We start from the raw sequence: 20,804 nt of genomic DNA, 5'->3' as shown, positions 1-20,804 counted from the left end.
AATAGCCGACGATCCGGGTGGAGAAGCAGTCCTTGATCGCGCAGAGGTAGAGCTTGCCCTCATCGGTCCAGTGCTCGGTGATGTCGGTCAACCACAACCGGTCGGGCTGCTGGGCGCTGAACTGCCGCCTGACGAGGTCGTCATGGACCGGTGGCCCGGAGCGGCGATGAAGTCCTCGCTTCTTGGCGAACACCGAGAAGATCCGCTGCTGCGAACACAGCCGGTGGACGCGGTTCTCGCCGGCGACGATGCCGTGGGTGGGTAGTTCGTCGGCGATGAACCGGTATCCGAACTCCGGATCGCCGGCATGGATATCGAGTGCGGCGTTGATCAGATGGGCATCGTCCCAGTCCCGTCGGGACACGGGATCGGTGTTCCACTTGTAGAACGCTTGCCGGGAGAATCCCAGCACCCGGCAGGTCACCGCGACGGCGATACCGTCGGCAGCAAGTTCACGGACCAGCGGGAACATCATTTTGGGTTGACATCGCGCGATAGGTAGGCCACCGCCCGACGCATCACCTCCGCCTCCTGTTCGAGCAGCCGGATACGTTTGCGGGCCTCGCGGAGCTCGTCGGATTCGTCCCGTGTGAGGCCGGGTCGGGTGCCGTCCTCGATGTCGGCCTTGCGCAGCCAGTTCTTCAGACAGGTCTCGGAGATCCCGAAATCCTTCGCGATCTGCTCCAGCGGGGCTTCGCGTTTGCGGGCCACGGCGACGACGTCGCGGCGGAACTCCTCCGGGTACGGCTTCGGCATGTCGATCATCCTTCCACCGTGAGGGCGGATCCCTCACAGGTCAGGTGTCAACCAGAGCCGGGGCAGTCCCTTGCCATCGCGGTCAGCAATGCCTGAGGAATGTAGATGACGCTCACTGCGGTCGACGCCGAAACGGCGAGAACGGAGAGGGCCAGGCCCCAAGTTCTGCCTTGCTGTGACGGCGTCGAACGTGCAACTGCCTTCATCGAGCCACTCCTCAACCTCGTATACGACGCCCGTGGTCGACATACGCGCCAGGGCCACTGCACACCGGTTTCCCGTCAACATTGACTTCGGATCTCAGGGCGGATTCAACCGGTCGTCGCAACACCGTGCCGTGAGGCACGAGTGTACCTGTACGGCAAAGACTTCCGCTGGAGTTCTCCAACGTGCACTTTCCGGGGGCGGTTGTTGAGCGCATCGGCGACCGCCTGAAGCTCACGGAAGTTGTATCGGGACAGATCAGTTCCCTTCGGAAAATATTGTCGCAGCAGACCATTGGTATTCTCATTCGTTCCGCGCTGCCATGGACTGTACGGATCACAGAAGTAGACACGGATACCGGTTGAGGCGGTCAGCTCGGCATGACGCGCGAGTTCCTTTCCGCGATCCCATGTCACGGATCTGCGTAGATGCTCGGGCAGCGGTGACAGCGTCGCGGCCAGAGCATCACGAACGGACTCCGAACCATATCCGGACAGCGCCGGCCCGTTCTTCACCATCGTCGCTGTTCCATAGCCTTTCAGTCGCGGCAGGTGTAGTAGGCGAGATCGGCCTTCCACTGCGCGGTCGACGCGCGATACTCGAGCTTGCCATTGCGGGTGGCGGCGTTCCGCCACAACTCTCGCGAGATCGTCGACGGTGACCGTCCGATCCGGTCAGCGATGTCGCGCATACTCATACCCTTGGCTCGCAGCAGCGCGATATCCTCACGCTCGGTGAACGACAGGTATCTCCCCGAGACCGGGGTCAACTCGATCGGTGGCATCCCACCAGCCTGGCGGAACCACCGTGTCCCCACCGGCCCCGACACGCCGCATGCGGTCGCTGCGTCGTCGCTCGTGAGACCCTCGGCGATCCGCGTCCAGAATGCCCGCTCGAGATCTCGGCGTATCGGAGGTCGTCCCGGTGACCGCATCACCGCACGCCCCGTCAACGCTGCCGCCCACCCGGGTGGTCGTCCCATCCCACACCTCCGTTATCGAGGTGTTGCTTCCACCGGTTGAGCCTGGTCAGCTCCCGAGCGGAAAATTGATTTCTCATTAACGGAGTTTCGCTCAGATAGGAGTCAGTACGTTCTGCAGCGCGCGCGATGGCGTCGGTCACGTTCGGGGTATTCGAGGTGCGACCGATGGCGCGGTCGGGACGCCGCTGCCGGTGGCCGATTCGATCGCAGCCTCCACTCGCCGATCCTCGTCGTACAGTCCGGAGTGACCCTCCATCGGTGCGGCACTGGCAACGGCCCCGAACGGACTGCTGACGCCCTCGTGCCACCGGACTGGGCGGCAATCACGTCGAGCACATGCTGTTCACACCTAGTTCTCCAGGTGCGATATCAGTGGAACGACCGGCCCCCGTCTGCTGCAAGCGCACTTCCGGTGACATAGGACGATTCCGAACTTGTCAGAAAGAGAACGGCACGAGCGATCTCGACGGGCTGCGCCAGCCGGTTGAGGGCGTAGTTCCCGACGTTCTGACGTTGGCCGTCGGCCATCGCGGTATCGACCATGCCGGGACACACGCTATTGACCCGCACCTTCGGTGCCAATTCGGCGGCGAGTGCCCTCGTCAGGTTGAGCACCCCACCCTTGGACGCTGCGTACGCAGTGAGCTCGGGTGCATTGGCCAGCAATCCTGCCGCCGACGCAATGTTCACCGCAGTTGCGTTCTCTTCCTTCAACAACCACGGGATACAGCTACGCAGGACGATGTACGTGCCGGTCAGATTCACCTCCAGAACATGCCTCCACGCGTCAGCCGGGACGTCGGTGATTGTGCCGCGGAACATGATTCCTGCCGCGTTGACCACCCCGTCGATGCCGCCAAGTGCGGTTGCCGCCGAATTCACGGCGTCGGCGACGGCGTTCTCGTCGGTGATGTCCACCACGAACCCGTGACCGCTGGTGTGTTCGGCGGCCTGCTGGAGACCCCCCTCATCGCGATCCAGAAGGGCGACCGACGCGCCCTCGCTCGCCAACAATCGGGCCGTAGCCCGTCCGATTCCCGACGCCGCGCCGGTGACGACGATACGGCGTCCGAGAAGACGACGAGTCGGGGCCGACGACTGGTGCTCCGGTGCTTCCGACAAAGTTTCGGTCATAATTTTCCTTTTCCGTAGTATCGACCGTCAGCGCATCACAAAGGCATTCGCCGGCGCGGTGTCGTCCGTCGAGAGCACAACGCTCTTGGTCTCCAGGTATTCGTCCACCGCCTCGATTCCGTGCTCACGACCCAAACCCGATCGCTTCGTTCCGCCGAACGGCACCATGTAGCTGTAGGTGCGGTAGGTGTTCACCCAGACCGTTCCGACGCGTAGCGCTTTCGACATGCGCAAGGCGCGCCCGACGTTCTCGGTCCACACACCCGCCACGAGCCCATAGGCCACATCGTTGCCGAGCGCGACGGCGTGCGCCTCGTCGTCGAACTCGATGATCGACAGCACGGGCCCGAAGACCTCTTCCCGGGCAATCCTCATGTCGTTGGTGACGTCGGCGAAGATTGTGGGCTCGACGAATTGGCCGCCCCGAAGATCCGGATCGGAGGCAGGCTTTCCGCCGAGAAGCAGACGGGCACCGTCGGCCTTCGCGATGTCGATGTAGTCCAAGACCTTCTGATACTGCGGCGGTGTCGCGATGGGACCGACGTTCGTCTGCGGGTCCATAGGGTCACCCAAACGGATACCCTTGGCGATCGCGAGCACTTTGTCGGTGAATTCATCCTTGATCGAGCTGTGCACCAGCAGACGTGAACCTGCAGAACACATCTGGCCCGACGCTCCGAAGATGCCGGAGACCACTCCCGTCGCAGCCTTCGCCAGGTCCGCGTCGTCGAAAACGATGTTGGGAGACTTGCCACCCAGTTCGAGCGAGACTCGCTTCATGGTGCGTGCAGCTGTTTCGTAAACCCTGGCCCCGGTGATATCCGAGCCGGTGAACGTGATCTTCGCGATGTTCGGGTGTTCGACCAACGCGGTGCCCGCTTCGTGCCCAAGGCCGGTAACGACGTTGAACACCCCGGGCGGCAACCCGGCTTCCTTGGTGAGCTCGGCGAACTCCAGCGTGCTCGCGGAGGCGAACTCCGACGGTTTGACCACCACTGCGCAGCCAGCTGCAAGCGCGGGAGCGCATTTGACTGCCGCGAACCACAGCGGCGAGTTCCACGCCGTGAGCGCAGCAACGACGCCGATGGGTTCCCGATCGGTGAAGGCGACCGAATTGGACTTCTCGATGGGGATCGAGGATCCCTGAATCTTGTCGGCCAGGCCGGCGTAGTAGTACCAGACCTCCGAGATGGACGCGAGTTGGCCGTGCATCTCGGCAAGCAGCTTTCCGTTGTCACGGACCTCGATCTCGGCCAGACGCTGGGCGTTCTTCTCGATGAGATCGGCGATGGCGCGCATCGTCTTCCCGCGTGCCGATGCCGACATCGTCGCCCATGGGCCCTCTGCCATCGCGCGATTCGCCGCGGATACCGCACGGTCCACATCGGCCTTCGTGCCGCGCGGGATCCTTGCCCATTGTGTCCCCTTGTACGGGTCCACGGAGTCGAGCCACTCAGCGCTGGCCGGGTCGATCCACTCTCCGTCGATGTGCAACTGGTACTTCGTCACTAGACGTCCTTCTTCGTTCGTTTACGTTGTGCTGTAGTGAAAGCGGATCTATCGAGCGAGTGCTGCACCGGGCTTCTTCGTTGCGGGCAGAGCCTCGGTCGTGAAGTCGGCGAGGTCGAGGTGTCGCCCTTCCTGCATCGTGGAGACCGCGTAGGCGGAACCGATGATCACGACCAGGGTGAACACCAGAACCAAATTGGTACCTCCGACAGCAGCTAACGCTGCTGCGATGAACGGCGCAGGCGCAGAGAAGATCAGGTTCGCGAAGGTGTGTGACATGGCAGCACCCGAGAACCGAACCTCCGTCGGGAACTGCTCTGCGAACATCGCCGGCTGTGCGCCACTGAGGAACTGGATCGAGGACAGTACGAGAGTGATGATCGATCCGGTGAGCACGGGGTTGGGCCCGGGCAGGGTGAAGAACAGCAGCATGCCGGTGAAGCACCCAGCGAGCCCCAGGAGGAAGACCGGCTTGCGACCAATCCGGTCGCACACCACGCCTCCGGCAATGGCGAAGAATACCGATACTCCGTTAGCGACCATCAGGATCACCAGCGCTGTCTGAGACGACATGCCCGTCTCACGGGGCAGGTAGCTCAGTCCATATACCGCGACCAGGTAGAAGCTCAGCGACGAACCGCCCCATGCAAGGGTCAGCAAGGCAACTTTGCGAGGATGCGTGGCCAGGACTCGCAGGCCTGTGCTGCGAGGCTTCACGACGCGCTCTTCGATATCCTTGTTGACGACGAAGGCGGGTGTCTCCTCCAGCTTCAGCCGGATGAACACGGCGACAACGACAATGATGACGCTTCCGAGGAACGGCACACGCCAACCCCAGGATTCGAACTGGTCTTGCGTCAAAGTCGCACCCAGCACCACCAGCGCAAGATTCGCGAGAACCTGGCTGACGGGCGAGCCCATGACGATGAACGAACCCAGCAAACCTCGACGGCTCTTGTCGCCGTGTTCCATCGTCATCAGCTGATTGCCGATCGCCTCACCACCGAGTGAAAAGCCCTGTACAAAACGTAATCCGACGAGCAGAGCGGCGATACCGAAACCTTGTCCAGTCGGTAGTACGCCAATCAGAATCGACGAGCCACCCATCAGGACGAGCGTGGTGAACAGGATCGGTTTACGCCCGATGCGGTCACCGAGATGCCCGAACACGATGGCGCCCACGGGTCGAGCGACGAACCCGACTCCGAACGTGGCGAAGGATGCCAATAACGCACCAGTCGAACCCAACTCATGGAAGAAGAGGATCGGGAACAACGTGGCGGCAAGCGCCCCGTACACCGCGAAGTCGAAGTACTCCAGCGCCGACCCCAGCGCACCGCTCACAACGGCACGGATTTCCATGGGGCGGGAAGGCTTGCGCTTAGCGGCTTCCGCCGACTGCTCCGGCGGTAAGGCTGAGGTCATGTGGTGCTCCCAGATCTGTGTCGTCGAACCGAGGGACGGTGCAGTTTCAGATGCGACCAATTTCACAATATCTCGCAGTATGAGACTTGGTCAACAGCAAAAGGGATGGTTGCCGCGCAAAAGATCGACCCGGATCCGATATTCGGATCTGAGAGGCGAGACGAGGTTGGGTGTGGGGATTCGCAATTCGGAGCCGAGGCAGTCTGATCAGTTTGAATCGACGGAAACCGACGCGTCGAGGCGTCGATACCGCGTGTCTAGCACCCAACAGCTCAGGCCACAGTGGCGAACTGCCCTGCAAGTTGCTTCTCCACGAGGCGATCGGAAATAGTCGGGGCGTCTGCCTGACCACGGCGATCGCGAGTTCGACCTCGACATCCCGTCGAACATTTCGTCCCATGCGACGCCGACGCTGCCCAGTGCGGCCTTTTGATTTGGTGAGGATCGGAGCACTGTAGACGCGAGGGTTGAACTCCCCTGGGTCAGCACGTAGCCGTCTTCGCGTCGACGCGGGTAGACCGGCAGATGAGCCAGAATCAAGAGATCGGTCGACGAATCTGCACATTCATTTCGATGACTCGCGATCTCACCGAGTACTGTCCGGTGCGCACGGCTGTGAGCAAAGCATCATGCAGGGACTCGATGTTGCGATACCGGACGATCGTGAGGCCTCGAGCGCCTCCAGCGTCGCAGCTGTCGACCAGACAGGCTCGATCTCGGTGACCAGCTCGAGGAGAAGAGCATTTTGGACAGGCTGCTCGCTCCGGAGGCATTCTCACGTCGTCGACACCATTCGGTGAATGGGATCCTCCACATCCTTCTGTTCGCGACCGGCCGGGCCGACCTCTCGACGACGGGACGGTAACGACGTCCCGGCCGAGCACTTACGAGGTGGTCCCATCACGAAATGCAGACCGGCCCCGCGTGCGTGACGCACCCGGGGCCGGTCTGTATTTGTCTGATCGTCACAGTTCGATGTAGACGCTCTTGCTGTAGAGGTAGGTGTCCATATGTGCAGCACTCCCCTTGGAGCCGTACCCACTCAGCCTCGTTCCACCGAATCCGACCAACGGATCGATGTAGCCGTAACAGTTCACCCACATCGTGCCTGTGTGCACGCCGTGGACCACCCGAAGCGCAGAGGACAGATTTTGTGACCACACCGCTCCTCCGAGACCGTATTCGCTGTCGTTAGCGATGGCGATGGCCTCGTCCACGTCGTCGAACGGCAGAATCGACAGAACTGGGCCGAAGATCTCTTCGCGAGCGATTCGCATCTCGTTGGTCACGCCACCGAAGACGCTCGGCTCCAGGAAGTATCCGTTCTCGAGCTCCCCCTCGAGCCGTTGGCCGCCGCAGAGCAGTTCGGCCCCTTCGTCTCGGCCGACGTCGATGTAGGACAGGACCTTGTCCAGCTGGGGTTGGGAGATGACCGGGCCCAGCGTGGCGGCGGCGTCCAGGCTGTGCCCGACCCGCAAGGTTTTCATGAACGCCAGCAGCCGCTCGGTGAACTCGTCAACGATGGGCCGCTGAACCAGCACCCGAGTGCCGGCGAAACAGATCTGGCCGGAGTTGGCGAAGACCCCCATCGCGGCTCCCGGTACCGCTTTGTCCAGGTCCGCGTCCGCACACACGATGTCCGCCGACTTGCCGCCCAGTTCCAGCTGCAATTTCTTTATGTTGACGGTGGACGCCTCGATGATGCGGCGGCCGGTCTCGGTCGATCCGGTGAACGCGATGCGGTCGACGTCGGGGTGAGCCGCCAGCGCATGGCCGGCTTCCTTGCCCAGGCCGGTGACCACATTGACTACTCCCGCCGGCGTCCCGGCCTCGTGCAGGATCTCGGCGACCCGCAGCACCGACAGCGAAGCATCCTCGGACGGCTTCAGCACGGCGGTACACCCGCTGGCCAGAACCGCGCCGATGATCCAGAACTGACTGTTGAGTGGACCATTCCAGGGAATGATTCCGCCGATGACCCCGACCGGGGCCTTCAACGTCATCGTGGTGACATTGCCGGGGATGCCGTTCATCAGGGTCTCACCTGAGATGTTGGCTGCCTGTGAGGCGAAGAACGACAGCATCTTCATCAAGGCGGGCTTGGTGTTACGCAACCGCGAGACCGGCGCACCCATGTCCATGGCTTCGATGTGGATCAGTTCCTCGAATTTCTCGTCGAGGACCTGGGCGATACGCGTCAGTAAGGCCTGCCGCTGGTAGGGGGTCCAGGTGCTCCATGGACCATGGAATGCCTTGCGTGCAGCGAGGACCGCGCGATCGACGTCGGCTTGCTCGCCGGCAGCAAGCCGCGCCAAGACCTCACCGGTCGACGGATTGACGGTGGTCAGCGTCTGCCCGGACGCGGCCGGGACGCGCTGGCCGTCGATGACGAACTGCTGCACGTCGCGGGACAAAAAACCTTGGGCCTGCTCGCACAGCGCGAAGTTCTGCTGGGATATGGTCACTGCTTTCCTCTCACCTGACCTTCGACGATCCGTCAATCGAAGATGAAGACGCCTTTGCCGATCTGGCGTCGATCGAACAGCTCGTAGGCCCGCTCCGCCTCGTCCAGCCGGAACTCATTTGTGAACAGCGACTCCACGTCCAGGCCACGCTCGGCCACGAAGAGGGCACACTCCTCCTGCAGGTTCTTGCTGAAGGTGAGCGACCCGAGGACGGTCTTCTGCAATTGGATGAGTTCCTCGCTGTCCAACTCGATCGTGCCGAAGACTCCGACCATGCATGCGGTTCCCCAGCGGCGGAGTGCCTGGACCGCCTGACGACGTACGGTGGCGTTGGCGCTGCATTCGATGGACTTGTCTGCGCCTTCGCCGTTGCGGGTCAGCTCACGAACAGCGACCACGGGGTCCTGCTCTCGTGAGTTGACGATGTAGTCGGCGCCGAACTGTTGGGCCATCTGCAGCCGCGAGGGTTCGACGTCAAGGGCGATGACCCGAGCACCGAAGGCCTTGGCCAACATGGTGCAGCTCAGGCCTACGGGCCCCTGCCCAAAGATCGCCACGGTTTCGTCGGCGGACACACCGGCCCTCTTGATCGCCCCGAAGGCTGTCCCGGTGCCACACGAGATGGCCGCACCGGTCTTGAACGAGAGTGCGTCGGGCAATTTGATGAGCGTGTGGGCGGGAACCATCATGAAGTCCGCATGTCCACCGTCGCCATCCAGCCCGCCGTATACCGTGCGTGCGTTCGGACAGTACTGGGTCCAGCCTGAACGGCAGTACTGGCAGGTTCGGCACCCGTCGTAATGGTGGACCATGACCCGGTCTCCGACCTTGGCCTCACTGGGTCGTACGGCGTCACCGATATTTTCGACGACTCCACACGGCTCATGACCTTCGATCACCAGCTGGGATCCGGTGCGCAGCGGGCCGTGGAGGTGATTGAGGTCGCTTCCGCACATGCCGGAGGCCTTCATGCGGATCACCACTTCGTCCGGCCCGGGCTTCGGGTCGGGGTACTCCTGGATATCGAGCTTGCCTTCGCCCAGAAATACAACAGCTTTCATGTCAACGCTCCTCGGTGGTCAAGAGATGGACGGGCCAGAGAGCGACGGACCGGAGGACGAATCTAACTCTCGCTGCGGATTATTCGTCTCTCCGGGACCCTTCGGCCCATCATCGGTGTCACCGTTCGGGGCGATCTGCTCCAGAGCCTCACGGGAGGTGTCCACACGGGCGAGGGCGTAGAGCAGGGTGACGGCGACGTACATGCCCGAGACGGCCAGGATGACCCCGACGATGCCATAGTTGGAGAACAGCCACAGAACGATGAAGGGCGAGGCGATCAAGCCGACTCGACCGACGGTCTGAGCGAAGCCGCCGCCACGGAAGCGGAAGGCGGTGGGAAAGAACTCCGGCGCCGTTCCCGAACACAAGGTCAGGAACGATGCAGCCATAGCGACCAGGATGAAGCCGACGGCCATGATCAGAACAGGTTCTTTCATGAACGGATAGATGCCAGCGAAGATCGCCGCGAGCGTTCCGAACATCACGATGCTGTTGCGGCGTCCGAGGCGATCGGTGATGAACACGCACAGCAGCGGTCCCGCGACATAACCGGACATGATGGCCGCGTTGAACCCCAGGGACTTCGACACCGTCAGCCCCTGCTGCACGAAGAAGGTGGGCATCCAGCCGGTGACGGTGTAGGAACCGAACAGGCAAGTCACGGTCAAGATCAGAGCCATTAACGTCCGCCGAATGACCGGGCGCGAGAACAGCACCGTGATCGGCACCCACTCGGCCTTCTCGTCTGCGGTGCCGGCCGCCGGGTGCGCGTTCGGGGTCGGGGTGTCCTCCTGGCTCGAGACGCCGGACTCTCTTTCGATTCTTTGCAGGACTGCCTCGGCTTCCTCGTACCGCCCGCGCGACTCCAGCCACCGCGGCGACTCCGGCATTTTCCGGCGCAGCCACCAGGTGATCAGCGCGCCCACGCCCCCGATGATGAACATCGCGCGCCAGGACCACACTGGAATGACCACCCAGCCGATGAGCGAGGACAGCGAAACCCCGAGCCCGGCGAATATTCCGAGCAGACCCAGGTAACGGCCTCGGTGCCCACGCGGAATGAACTCGCTGATAATTCCCCAGCATATGACGTACTCGGCCCCCATCCCGATGCTCATCACAAATCGCAGGGTGATGAGCACCTCCATATTCGGTGCCACCGCCGCACACAGAGCGAGGACCCCGAAGAGCGCCAGATTGAATTGGAAGGCAAAGCCCCGTCCGAACCTATCGCTGAGCCAGCCAGCGAAGGCCGCTCCGATCGCGAGACCGGCGAACGTGAGCGAGAGAAAGAGCGAGTTCAACTCGAGCGTCGAGAAGCCGATCGGCAGCATCGATGCCAGCACGGCGGAGGACAGCGTGTTGTCGAACGAGTCGAAGAACATGCCGAGACCGACCAGCACCACCAACCGCCGGTGAAACTTGCCGATCGGGAGATCGTCAAGCCGCAGGCCCGCATTGACGTGCGTGTTCATCGGCCGACACCTCCCGCTTGTGCCGGGCCCGAGGCCTGACAGGAACTCGTGACGTCCGGGGTGCCGAGGGCGGGCAGGGCCCGTTCCGGGGTGCGGTCGGCCACGCTGCGTGTACGAGTTTCATACGCGTTCGATCGGCATTGTTCGGTCATGCGTCTTACTACCTTTGGGCTTGGTGTTCGGTGCGTAGTGGTGTGAACACGACGATGTATTGGGTGAATCGCTCCTTCTCCACGGGAGTGGACAGCTTCGATCAAGACGAACCACGCGGTCCGCTTTGACACGTCGGCGCGATAGGCCGGCGGTTAAACAGAGCCAGTGCCCAATCACTCGAAGTGATATTGACCATATCCCGCAATGTGAGACTTAGTCAACAGTCGGGTTTGTGAGTCGGGCAAGTCACCCAGGCCATCTTTTGATCCACTCATGACCATCGCTATCAGTCATATGAGTGTCGCCCTCGCCTACAACATCGCGTGCGGCGATCAAACCGGGGCGGGCGCGGTAGCACCGGTGTAGCCGCGGTCATTGAAATCAGACTGGGTCGATTCCGTGACGTTTAAGGGCTACGCTCGGCTCGTTAGTCGGCAGACGTCCGCTCTACTGCCTCGTCGGGAACGCAATAAAGCGGTGCGGCTTTCCGGGGGCCTACCCAGCCAAGGATCCGAACCCGGACAATTGCCCAACCCGGGAAAGGGGAGCGTCGCTGTAGGGCGCTTTGGTTCACTGGCACCTTTCGTGGTGCCAACACTGTTCGACGCGTTCGCTGCACGCCGTCCTTTTGATGTCATGATGCGTGCCTACACCGAGCCCGAGGAACGGCCCATGCAATTGCTGTCCTTCGGGTGAGATGGAGATCGCGATCGGGTACAACGCCCACCTAGACCGAGCTCTAAAGACCGCGGCCCTCTACGACACACGCATGCACGTGATCTTGTCAGTCAGTCATCCGCTGGCCCAGCAAGCATCGGTGTCGATCGAGGAACTCGTCGACGAACCGCTCATCCTTCTCGATACCCACCCAGGCCCGAGTCCGCGCTCGACTATTTCGTTCGGGACTGCCCCGTCATTGGTTGACATCTGATCGGTGAAAATTGCTCCTCACGGTGGAAGGATGTTCCCCTTCGCAGTCATCTACGTTATCTGAATCAATAATTGGATTGCAGCGCCTCGGGCCGCGACCTTGGCAGGGCCTGTATCTCTGGGACCGTCCGCTCGACGAGTAACGCCATTTCGTATCCGACCTGTCGTGAGTCGCAGTCGGCGACTGCAAGGACCGCGAGTTGCGAGCCGTCTCCGACACTCATGAGTAGCAGGTACCCGTTCGGCATTTCAACTACCGATTGGGCGACCATGCCGCGGTCGAACAGATCGGCTGCTCCAGCGGCCGGACTCGCGAGCCCCGCTGCCACGGCGGCGAGTTGGGTCGCCCGAGCGTCGGGAAGTCGGTCGTTTGCTGCCATGAGCAGACCGTCCGTCGATACCAGCACTGCGTGCACGACTCGAGGAACGTCGCGAACGAAGTTCGACACGAGCCAGTCCAGGGCACGATCTGGTGCTGGATGCATATGATCCGATCCTTTCAAATTTCATTCGGGAATGGCGTGTTTGGAGGTTTGGAGCGCAATCCGTCCAGCCTGGATACCTCTGTGGTGGGCGTCGAGATTCGCGCGGATCGAGTCAGGATTGCGTGATTTCTTCCCGGAAGGCGCCGGGCTGGGTATCGCGCCGGGAACCAGCCTTGCTCCCGGGACACGCTGTGGAAGTCCGACTTCGGTGACGCCGGTGACCGAACTCTCGGCGGCGTGGCGTGCTGCGGACCAGCCAAGGTCCGCTGTCGAGATCCACTCGCTGCTGTTATTTTCTGCGGGTGTGGTGGGGTCCGTCAGCCATTCCGACACCATCCCTAGGTCGATTGGGGTGGTTTCTGTGCCGTCCGGATCGGCGGGAAGAACTGGCGTTGCAGATGGAATCGGGTGTCTAGAAAGCAGGTGCTGTGCTGGCAGCGACAGCAGCGGATGTCCGATATCGTCGGATCCACGAGCAGGGGTATGCCAGGCTTCAAATAGAACTCTGCGTCGATTCCGGCTGCGTCGATGCCACCATCGTTCCAGCAATAGGGCCGAGGGATCGGACTGCGAGGATGAAGAAGCCTGCCCCGAAAAGCGATTGAATTCGGTTGTTCACTTGCGCAATTGATCGGCGTTCCCGAATGCGTCGCACAACTCGGTCCGGAACGGAAGCAACGCCGGGGTCTGTAGCAAAAGTATCGACCGCTCGGATGGCACGCTCGACACGCTTGATCGKCGTACTCGATCTACTTTAAGGGCAATACCGTTCAGTGAGTGAACAACGATGTTGCATTTCGGCGGTTGGGTAGGTTGTGGATGGTGTTGGTGGTGGGCGCGTTTGGCTGCCCATTTGAGAACTTTGCGTTTGACGACGCGGGGGTTGGCGCGGTGTCGGCGTACCGGGTTGATACGGCGCAGTAGTTTGGCGATGCCCTGATTCCACAATCTGGTGGCGGCGTTGTGGTTATGAGGGGGAAAAAGAGCTGTGGGACAGGGATCGTCGGGTGATCCGCAGGGCGGCGACGAAGGACATCCGGTCTTCGGTCGTGACTGCCGGCGGTCGCGGCGTCGCGCATCAGGGTGCGGATGGCGTAGTGGCAGCACAGGTGCCCCCAGATTTCCTGCTCGACCAGCGGTGGGGATTTCGACCGCAGGACCGCTCGCGGCCCGCGTTGGTGGGTTTTGAGTTCGTCGAAGGTGTTCTCGATCTCCCAGCGTTGGGCGTAGGTGAGGGCGAGTTCTTCCGCGGATGCGTCGGCGGGGTCGAGGATGGTGGTCAGCAGCCGGTACTGCTCGGGGTTTCCCCGCCCGTCGTCGAGGGTGTAGTCGATCACGCGCACCGTCAGTGGTGTGCGCTGCTGCCGATTCTTCCCGGAGGTGGGGACGATCTGTGCCAGCCAGGATCCGTCGTCGAGGGTCTCGAGGTGGCGAGGTGAGAGCGTCGATGTGACCCGCCACAGCAGGTCGGCGCCGGTGGCGGCGGCCCGGGTCCACATGTCGAATCCGTACAGGCCGCGGTCGGCGAGCAGCAGCATTCCCGGTTCGAGGGTGTCGAACAGATCGTGCGCGCGCTCCCGCTCGGAGGTGCTGCACGATCCGATCGCGGCGTCGAAGACCGCGTGGGTGCCGCATTCGGCGACCGCCACCAACCGTGCCTGCGGGAACGCGGACTTCTCGCCGCGACTCGATCCGGGCCGCCCGAAGTGCTCGGCGTTGGCCGGGGTGTCGGGCAGGTCGAGGCAGGGAAGCTCGAAAGGCTCATCGGTGGGCCGGGTGGAACGGACGACGCGGCGGAGCCGACTCACGACGGCCGGTGAGACCCTGGTCGAAGGATCCCGGCAGCTATTGGCAGATCTGATCCGCCTCGAGCAGGTCACCCGCGACGCGGCCGCCGGGCGTACCGCGGCGTTACGAATCGGTGCGGTCCACCCAGCAATGAGGCTGCTCATGCCTCGAATCCTGTCATCCGTTCGCGCCGGGGTCCCCGACGTTCGAATGACATTGCACCCCATAAACAGTCACACTCGACTCCGCCAGCTGATCGACGGACAACTCGAAGCCGGAATCCTCCGCAGCCGCAGCACCCCACCAGGTCTCGCGGTCGACACCCTCATGGACGAGCCGCTCTACGCGGCCGTCGCCAGCTCGCACCCGCTGGCAACTCGCGGCCTCGCCTCCATTGCAGACCTCAACGACGAGGACTTCATCATGGCTCCACGCGACCGGAACCCAGTCTTCTACGACGAACTACTGCGCCTCGTCACCGACAATCAGTGCTCCCCGAGAAGAATCGTCGAAGCTGACGATATGTGGGCTCAACTCCCGATGGTCGGCGCAGGTGCCGGGGTGGCTGTACTGCCACTACTGTTCGTCGATCACGCGCGGGACGACATCGTATTCCTCACCCTCGACAGGAAACTGGGACTAGGGCTCCCTCTGGTACTCGTCTACGCACCCAACTCACCGACGGCCGCACTCACCGCAGTTCGCCGGGCCGCTCGAGCAGAAGCAGAACACCTCCTCGAAGCCAGTTCGCGGCAGTCAACCGAACCGTAGGCCCGGCCTATGGCTTGCTCGGTAGCCGGGCGGCGTCATTGAGAGCAGGGTCGCGCCGCGTTGATCAAACACCACGCCTCACAGGTCGCAATCGCGAATAGGCCCTGTTCACAAGGGACCTCGCATTACACCAGAGAGAATGCGTTGTTTTCACAGCGTCGGGATACACCTCGAAGGCCCTTGGAGTGGGCCAAGAAGCACACGGCGGAGTGCTACTCCTACCTGCCGCGGACACTGCGAACTCACCGAAGTACCAAGCCTGAGAGAACTGCAGATGCTCCAGCAGAACACTGCGTTCCACGCAAACACCTGCGGCTTGCCGCGTCACGTACGAACCGTGTGTGCCTGTTCCAGGGTCGGGTAGTCCGTGTATCCGCGGTGGTCGCCGCCGTAGATCCCGATCGGTTCCGGGGCATTGAGCGGGGCGCCTCGGCGGATACGCTCCACGAAATCCGGGTTGGCAAGGAAGCCGCGGCCGAAGGCAATCAGGTCGGCCCCGCGTCGGAGCCAGGCATCTGCGGCACCGACCTTCGTGACATCGTCAGGCCGGCTGAGTGTCGGCGACACCACGAGAGCACTCGGCCACAGACCCCGGATTCGGTCGTCGAGGTCGGCGTTACCTGCCTCGACGAGGTGCAGGTAGGCCAGCTCCTCCTGTGCCAGCTCCTGAACCAGCGATGGGTAGGTGGTGTGCGGGTCGTGATCGATGACGTCACCGAATCGGTTGCCGGGGGAGATCCGCAGCCCCACTCGATGCGGGCCTATGGCCGCGGCGACCGCTCGTACGACGTCGACCGTCAGCCGGATGCGGCCCTCGTTGGATCCGCCCCAGTTGTCGTTGCGCAGATTGGTGTTCTCGGCGAGGAACTGGTGCAGAAGATAGCCGTTGGCGGCGTGGATCTCGACACCATCCAGTCCCGCTGCCATCGCCCGCTCGGCTGAGCGGGCGAAGTCCTCGACAATGGTCAGGGTCTGGGCTCCGGTGAGCTGCTGCGGGCGGACGGCCAGTCTCCTGCCGTCTGCGGTGTACACCTCCGCCCGGGCGGCGATGGCCGAGGGCGCCACGGGATACACCCCATCAGGCAGGAAGGAGGGGTGGGCGAGACGTCCCGCATGCATCAGCTGCACGAAGATCCGGCCCCCAGCGTCGTGCACCGCATCAGCTACACGAGACCAGCCGCGCCGGTGGGCGTCACTGTGCAGGCCTGGCACGCCGGGTACGAGTCGGCCGGCCGCGGTGGGGTGGGTGCCCTCGGCGATGATCAGTCCGGCGCTGGCGCGCTGTGCGTAGTAGGTGCTCATCAACGCGCTGGGCGTGCCATCCGAGGCGGCGCGGGATCGAGTCATCGGAGCCATCACGATGCGATTGGGCACGGTAAGGGCGCCCACTGTTGCGCTGTCGAAAAGCGGGGAGTTCACAGTGCCGGGCGCCGAGAGGGAGCCGGATGTCATGCGGTCTTCAGCTCGGCGAGGAGTTCGTAGCTGCGGATGCGGTCCTTGAACTCCCACGTCTCGGTGAGAACGATGAGTTCGTCGGCCTGCGTGTGCTTGACCAGTTCGTTGAGGCCGTCGCGGACCGTGGCGGGCGAGCCGACGCAGGACGCGCGGAGCATGGCCCCGACAGCTGAGGCTTCTTGCGGGGACCACAGCTGGTCGATGTCGTCGACGGGTGGCAGGTTCTGCAGTTCGCCGCGGATCAGGGTGAGGAACTTGCGCTGGAGGGTCGTGAAGATGTGCTCGGCGCTGCGGTCGGTGTCGGCTGCGATGACGTTCACGCCGACGACGGCATGCGGCTTGTCCAGGTTCTCGGAGGGGCGGAAGTTCGCACGGTAGATGTCCAGAGCAGCGGACAGCTGATTGGGAGCGAAGTGCGAGGCGAAGACGAAGGGCAGGCCTTCCTTCGCGGCCAGGGCCGCGCCGAAGGTGGAAGAACCGAGGATGTACAGCGGGACGTTGGTGCCCTCGCCGGGGATGGCGCGGACCCGTCGGGTGGTTTTGCCCGGCGCGAGGTAGCGGCGAACGTCGGCCACCTGGGCCGGAAAGTCATCGGCGGTGGCGTCACCGCGGCGCAGTGCCTGGGCGGTCCACGGGTCGGTGCCCGGTGCGCGTCCCAGACCGAGGTCGATGCGTCCTGGGTAGAGGGAGGCGAGGGTGCCGAACTGTTCTGCGACGACGTATGGGGCGTGGTTGGGGAGCATGATGCCGCCGGAGCCGACCTTGATCCGCTCGGTGGCAGCGGCCACCTGTCCGATCAGGACGGAGGTCGCCGCTGAGGCCACGGCGGCCATGTTGTGGTGCTCGGCGATCCAGTAGCGGTGGTAGCCGAACTCCTCTGCCTTGCGGGCAAGTTCGATGGTCTCGTGCAGCGCCTCGGTGGCGGTGCCGCCGTGCCGGATGGGGGCGAGGTTGAGAAGGGAGAGCGGGATATCGCGGAGGTGGTTCATGACTGTGCGAGATTGCCTTTCGCGTGCTGCGGGGAATGCATGGATTGATCGGCGCGGATGCGTGATCACGCCTGGATATGTGCGGGTGACGGTGGTGCAGGTCAGTGGTGCTGACTGAGCTCGGCGAGTTGGTGAGCAGGGGTGGGCTCGTCCTCGTTGCCGGGGCGGGCGATGACGGCCGACGTCGGGCGGCGGGGGAAGGCGGACGTGCGAGCGAATAGGGCGATGAGCAAGGCGACCGCGGTGAGTGCAGCGGCCGCACCGGGCACGGCGGCTACGCCGATGTGATCGAGGACCTGACCGCCGACCAAGGAACCGCCGCCGATGCCGAGGTTGAAGCCGATTATGAACAGCGCGGAGGCGGCGGCCGGCGCCGCGGGCGCTGCTTTGAGTGCGGCGGACTGCAGGAAGGTCGGTAGTGCCGCGTAGGCCAGTCCCCACAGCACAATCAGTGCGATCGTCGCAGGAGTGAACCAGCCGACTGCCCCCAATCCGGTCAGGGCCAGAACGACGATGCCCACGGCGCTCAGCAGGGCGCCCCGCGGGCGCCGGTCCACCAGCATTCCGGCGCACCACACCCCGGCGATGCCCGCGACGCCGAAGGCGAAAAGGACAGGGCTGACCGCGCTCTCGGAGATGCCGGCATCCTGCAGGAAGGGGGCGACATAGGTGTAGAGCGTGAAGTGACCCAGCATGACCACGGTGGTCGTGACGGCGATGGCCAGTACTCCGGGGATCCTGAATGCCTTGGCGGCCGACGAGTCGGCGGAGCGCGTGCCGGGAACCTGAGGCAACAGGGCGGGAGCCGCGGCCATCACGAGGACCGCCACCCCGGCCAGGACGACGAAGGCCGCTCGCCAGCTCAGGGCGTTACCCAGTGCCGTACCCAGGGGGACGCCCAGGGACAGGGCTGCGCTGTTACCGGCGTAGACCGTGGCGACGGCGCGGCCGGCGCGGCCGGGAGCGACCATCTGGGTGGCGTAAGCAGCCATCATCGACCAGAGCACACCGTGCACCAGCGCCGCGATGAGCCGGCCGATAATGGCCACGGGAAAGGTGGGGGCGAGGGCCATCAACAGGTTGCTCACGGCGAAGGCCGCCATGATCACCAGGAAGAGTCGACGGCGTGGCCAGTTGGCGGTCCTCGCGGTGACCGGCAAGGTCACGAGCATGACCACGAGGGCGTAGATCGCGACCAACAGTCCGACCTGCGACTCTGATGCCCCCAGGCCTTGGCCCATCTGCGGCAGCAGACCCATGGGCAGGGTCTCGGTGGTGATGGTCATGAAGGCGGCCACGAACAGGACGCCGAGGCCGCCCCGTTTTGTTCTGGAGGAGTCGTTCATTACGTCGGTCACGCCATTGACGCTAAACTTGTACATTGATGTCAAGGTCAAGCCGAAATGGAGTGAAGCACATCACCATGAAGATCGGTGAACTTTCCCATCGCACCGGAGTCGCCACTCGACTCCTGCGCTACTACGAACAGCAGGACTTGCTGCACCCCGACCGTCTGGCCAACGGTTACCGGGATTACCCCGAGAGCGCAGTGCAGCGCGTCCAGCAGATTCGTGATCTGCTCCAGGCGGGGCTGAGCACCGGGGTCATTCGCGAGATCGTGCCCTGCTTCCTCGGCGCCGGCGCCGCCTTGCGCCCGATGGTCGACGCGGAGTTGGCCGCCAATCTCGCCCGCGAGCTCGGCGAGATCGAGCGGCGCATCGACACTCTGACGCGCAATCGGGACGCCATCCGCGCCTACCTTACGGTCGCCAGCCCGGCCGCCTGAGAGGCGAGAGGGATGGCCCCCCGCCGCCGCCGACAGGGTGTGGATCTCAGGTTTCGAGTTCGGTCGAATTCCGTTCTGCGCGTTTGCGCCGCGCGTGGGTGGTGACGTGCTTCACTCCGGATTCGCTTGACCTTGACATCAATGTCATTGATTAGCGTCGACAACATGACCCGCAACAATGGATTGATCAAATCGGAGCGAGGCCGCCTCGACCCAGTATCAGGACAAAGGCCGATGACCCCGACGGCCGAGGGGGCACTCGCGGCGTTGGACACCTTCGTGGCAGGTTGGGCCTGCAGCGACCAGGACGCCCTGACTGCCGTCTTCGCCGACTCGAGCGTCCTGCACTCCAGTGCGCATGGCGAGGCCCGCGGAGCCAGAGACATCACGGCTCTGTTCAGCGCCGATTTCGATCCCGCCATGCCCCTAGACATAGTCACCACGAACCACTTCGTCGGCGGCGACGACGAGCGGGCCGTCCTTACCTCCTACCTGTACGGTTTCACACCGCAAACAGAACCGGCGCTTTCGACGTTCGGCGCGACACTCGTGGCCGACCTCGTCCGGACTGAGTCCGGTTGGCAATTCGAGGTCCTGCGGCTGTCCATCCCATGGATCGACGGGGACGAGGCTCGGTTCGCGAAATGGAGCATCCCCTCCCCCGAAGGATGGAAGATCGGCGACGCGACGCCCAGCATCGTGAGCGAATTGGACTCACCCTGGGCCCGCGGCATCCACGATCTCGACCCCCACGATGCCGTGCGGCAGGTCGCCGACTTCTACTCGCGCTATTCGTGGGCCATTGACCAAGGGGACATCACGCTCCTGCATGGCTGCTTCACCGAGGATGTCTTCGGGGCGTTCCCCCCGATGGGTGACCTCCAAGGACGCCATGAAGTTATCGGACAGATGAAGTCCTTCCGTCGCCTGTGGCCGTGGATGCAACATTTCGGCCGTCCGCTGCAGATCACGGTCGACGAAGCTCGCAACACCGCTCACCTTGTCGTCGGCCGCATCATCCCTCAGCGGCCGGCTACACCGAATGGGCAGGATCTCTACGGAGCCCACTATCAGTTCGATCTCCGCCGCGAAGACGACACCTGGAAGATCTCGCGTTTCGAATACATACCCGGCTGGATCACCGCGACGGGACGGTAGACCGCCCGTCGCCCGGCTCGACGGCCGCATCGAGATTGGGTGCAGCCGTCACGGCACCCGCCAGCGCATCCTCGGCCCGCCGTAGGAGGCCGTGGTAACACCGGCCGGGACTGCGGCCACCGCACCGCATCCCAGGTTTCTGTCCCCCGTCCCAGGCACCCSGGGTCCGGGCGCACCGCTGGAGCCGACTCTCGGGTGAGCAGGGGCGGCCGCTCTCGCCCTCCACATGGCGGCCCGGGTTCGCCGGCACCCCTGACGCACTCACTACCCACTCATA

14 protein-coding genes and 3 pseudogenes are annotated in these 20,804 nt (G+C 63.5%); 4 read left to right on the top strand and 13 right to left on the bottom strand.

Annotated features, from left to right (window positions below):
- The 8 genes and pseudogenes from AC1D1G_RS12900 to AC1D1G_RS12865 all read right to left on the bottom strand — a co-directional run.
- Positions 1-756 (bottom strand): annotated as a pseudogene (locus tag AC1D1G_RS12900) (IS3 family transposase); the annotation flags it as partial.
- A 300-nt stretch (positions 757-1,056) separates the two neighbouring features.
- Positions 1,057-1,942 (bottom strand): annotated as a pseudogene (locus AC1D1G_RS12895) (IS30 family transposase).
- Between the two features lie 369 nt (positions 1,943-2,311).
- Positions 2,312-3,076, bottom strand: coding sequence for an SDR family NAD(P)-dependent oxidoreductase (locus AC1D1G_RS12890; RefSeq protein ID WP_477952388.1), 765 nt, complete (start codon positions 3,074-3,076; stop codon positions 2,312-2,314).
- A gap of 27 nt (positions 3,077-3,103) precedes the next feature.
- Positions 3,104-4,585, bottom strand: a complete 1,482-nt coding sequence (locus tag AC1D1G_RS12885; protein ID WP_283351263.1) for an aldehyde dehydrogenase — start codon at positions 4,583-4,585, stop codon at positions 3,104-3,106.
- 48 nt (positions 4,586-4,633) lie between these two features.
- Positions 4,634-6,076 (bottom strand): MFS transporter, encoded by a 1,443-nt coding sequence (locus tag AC1D1G_RS12880; protein WP_317568724.1) that lies wholly within the window; start codon positions 6,074-6,076, stop codon positions 4,634-4,636.
- 899 nt (positions 6,077-6,975) lie between these two features.
- Positions 6,976-8,475, bottom strand: a complete 1,500-nt coding sequence (locus AC1D1G_RS12875) for an aldehyde dehydrogenase family protein (RefSeq protein ID WP_477952386.1) — start codon at positions 8,473-8,475, stop codon at positions 6,976-6,978.
- 32 nt (positions 8,476-8,507) lie between these two features.
- Complete coding sequence (locus AC1D1G_RS12870) at positions 8,508-9,536, bottom strand: zinc-dependent alcohol dehydrogenase family protein (RefSeq protein WP_283351260.1); 1,029 nt, start codon at positions 9,534-9,536, stop codon at positions 8,508-8,510.
- An 18-nt stretch (positions 9,537-9,554) separates the two neighbouring features.
- Entirely contained in the window at positions 9,555-11,012 is a 1,458-nt protein-coding gene (locus tag AC1D1G_RS12865) for an MFS transporter (RefSeq protein ID WP_477952384.1), read from the bottom strand.
- 850 nt (positions 11,013-11,862) lie between these two features.
- Between AC1D1G_RS12865 and AC1D1G_RS12860 the strand changes: the two genes are divergently transcribed.
- Positions 11,863-12,096: a LysR substrate-binding domain-containing protein gene (locus AC1D1G_RS12860; RefSeq protein ID WP_411194585.1), complete on the top strand. Its 234-nt coding sequence runs from the start codon at positions 11,863-11,865 to the stop codon at positions 12,094-12,096.
- 64 nt (positions 12,097-12,160) lie between these two features.
- On the opposite strand, the gene AC1D1G_RS12855 is transcribed toward AC1D1G_RS12860, so the two are convergent.
- Together AC1D1G_RS12855 and AC1D1G_RS12850 are read right to left on the bottom strand one after the other, a co-directional pair.
- Entirely contained in the window at positions 12,161-12,580 is a 420-nt protein-coding gene (locus AC1D1G_RS12855; RefSeq protein ID WP_283351257.1) for a roadblock/LC7 domain-containing protein, read from the bottom strand.
- A 967-nt stretch (positions 12,581-13,547) separates the two neighbouring features.
- A pseudogene (locus AC1D1G_RS12850) lies at positions 13,548-14,325 on the bottom strand (IS4 family transposase); the annotation flags it as partial.
- A 103-nt stretch (positions 14,326-14,428) separates the two neighbouring features.
- On the opposite strand from AC1D1G_RS12850, the gene AC1D1G_RS12845 reads away from it, so the two are divergent.
- Positions 14,429-15,139, top strand: a complete 711-nt coding sequence (locus AC1D1G_RS12845) for a LysR family substrate-binding domain-containing protein (RefSeq protein WP_477952382.1) — start codon at positions 14,429-14,431, stop codon at positions 15,137-15,139.
- Positions 15,140-15,463: 324 nt separating this feature from the next.
- Here the strand turns inward: AC1D1G_RS12845 and AC1D1G_RS12840 are convergent, their stop codons facing one another.
- The 3 genes from AC1D1G_RS12840 to AC1D1G_RS12830 all read right to left on the bottom strand — a co-directional run bounded on the left by AC1D1G_RS12840 (position 15,464) and on the right by AC1D1G_RS12830 (position 18,929).
- Entirely contained in the window at positions 15,464-16,591 is a 1,128-nt protein-coding gene (locus AC1D1G_RS12840; RefSeq protein WP_477952380.1) for an alkene reductase, read from the bottom strand.
- On the bottom strand, positions 16,588-17,583 hold the full coding sequence (locus AC1D1G_RS12835; RefSeq protein WP_477952378.1) for an LLM class flavin-dependent oxidoreductase: 996 nt from the start codon (positions 17,581-17,583) through the stop codon (positions 16,588-16,590). The genes AC1D1G_RS12840 and AC1D1G_RS12835 overlap by 4 nt, the downstream gene beginning before the upstream one ends.
- A gap of 101 nt (positions 17,584-17,684) precedes the next feature.
- Positions 17,685-18,929 carry an MFS transporter gene (locus AC1D1G_RS12830; protein WP_477952376.1) on the bottom strand — a complete coding sequence of 415 codons (1,245 nt, stop codon included), beginning with the start codon at positions 18,927-18,929 and terminating at the stop codon, positions 17,685-17,687.
- Positions 18,930-18,991: 62 nt separating this feature from the next.
- On the opposite strand from AC1D1G_RS12830, the gene AC1D1G_RS12825 reads away from it, so the two are divergent.
- Together AC1D1G_RS12825 and AC1D1G_RS12820 are read left to right on the top strand one after the other, a co-directional pair.
- Positions 18,992-19,369 carry a MerR family transcriptional regulator gene (locus AC1D1G_RS12825; protein WP_442971705.1) on the top strand — a complete coding sequence of 126 codons (378 nt, stop codon included), beginning with the start codon at positions 18,992-18,994 and terminating at the stop codon, positions 19,367-19,369.
- Between the two features lie 126 nt (positions 19,370-19,495).
- Positions 19,496-20,527 (top strand): nuclear transport factor 2 family protein, encoded by a 1,032-nt coding sequence (locus AC1D1G_RS12820; RefSeq protein WP_477952375.1) that lies wholly within the window; start codon positions 19,496-19,498, stop codon positions 20,525-20,527.
- The last annotated feature ends 277 nt before the right edge of the window (positions 20,528-20,804 follow it).

Source organism: Rhodococcus sp. P3_B8 (genome assembly GCF_056402775.1).
This window is presented reverse-complemented; position numbering and strand designations above follow the sequence as displayed.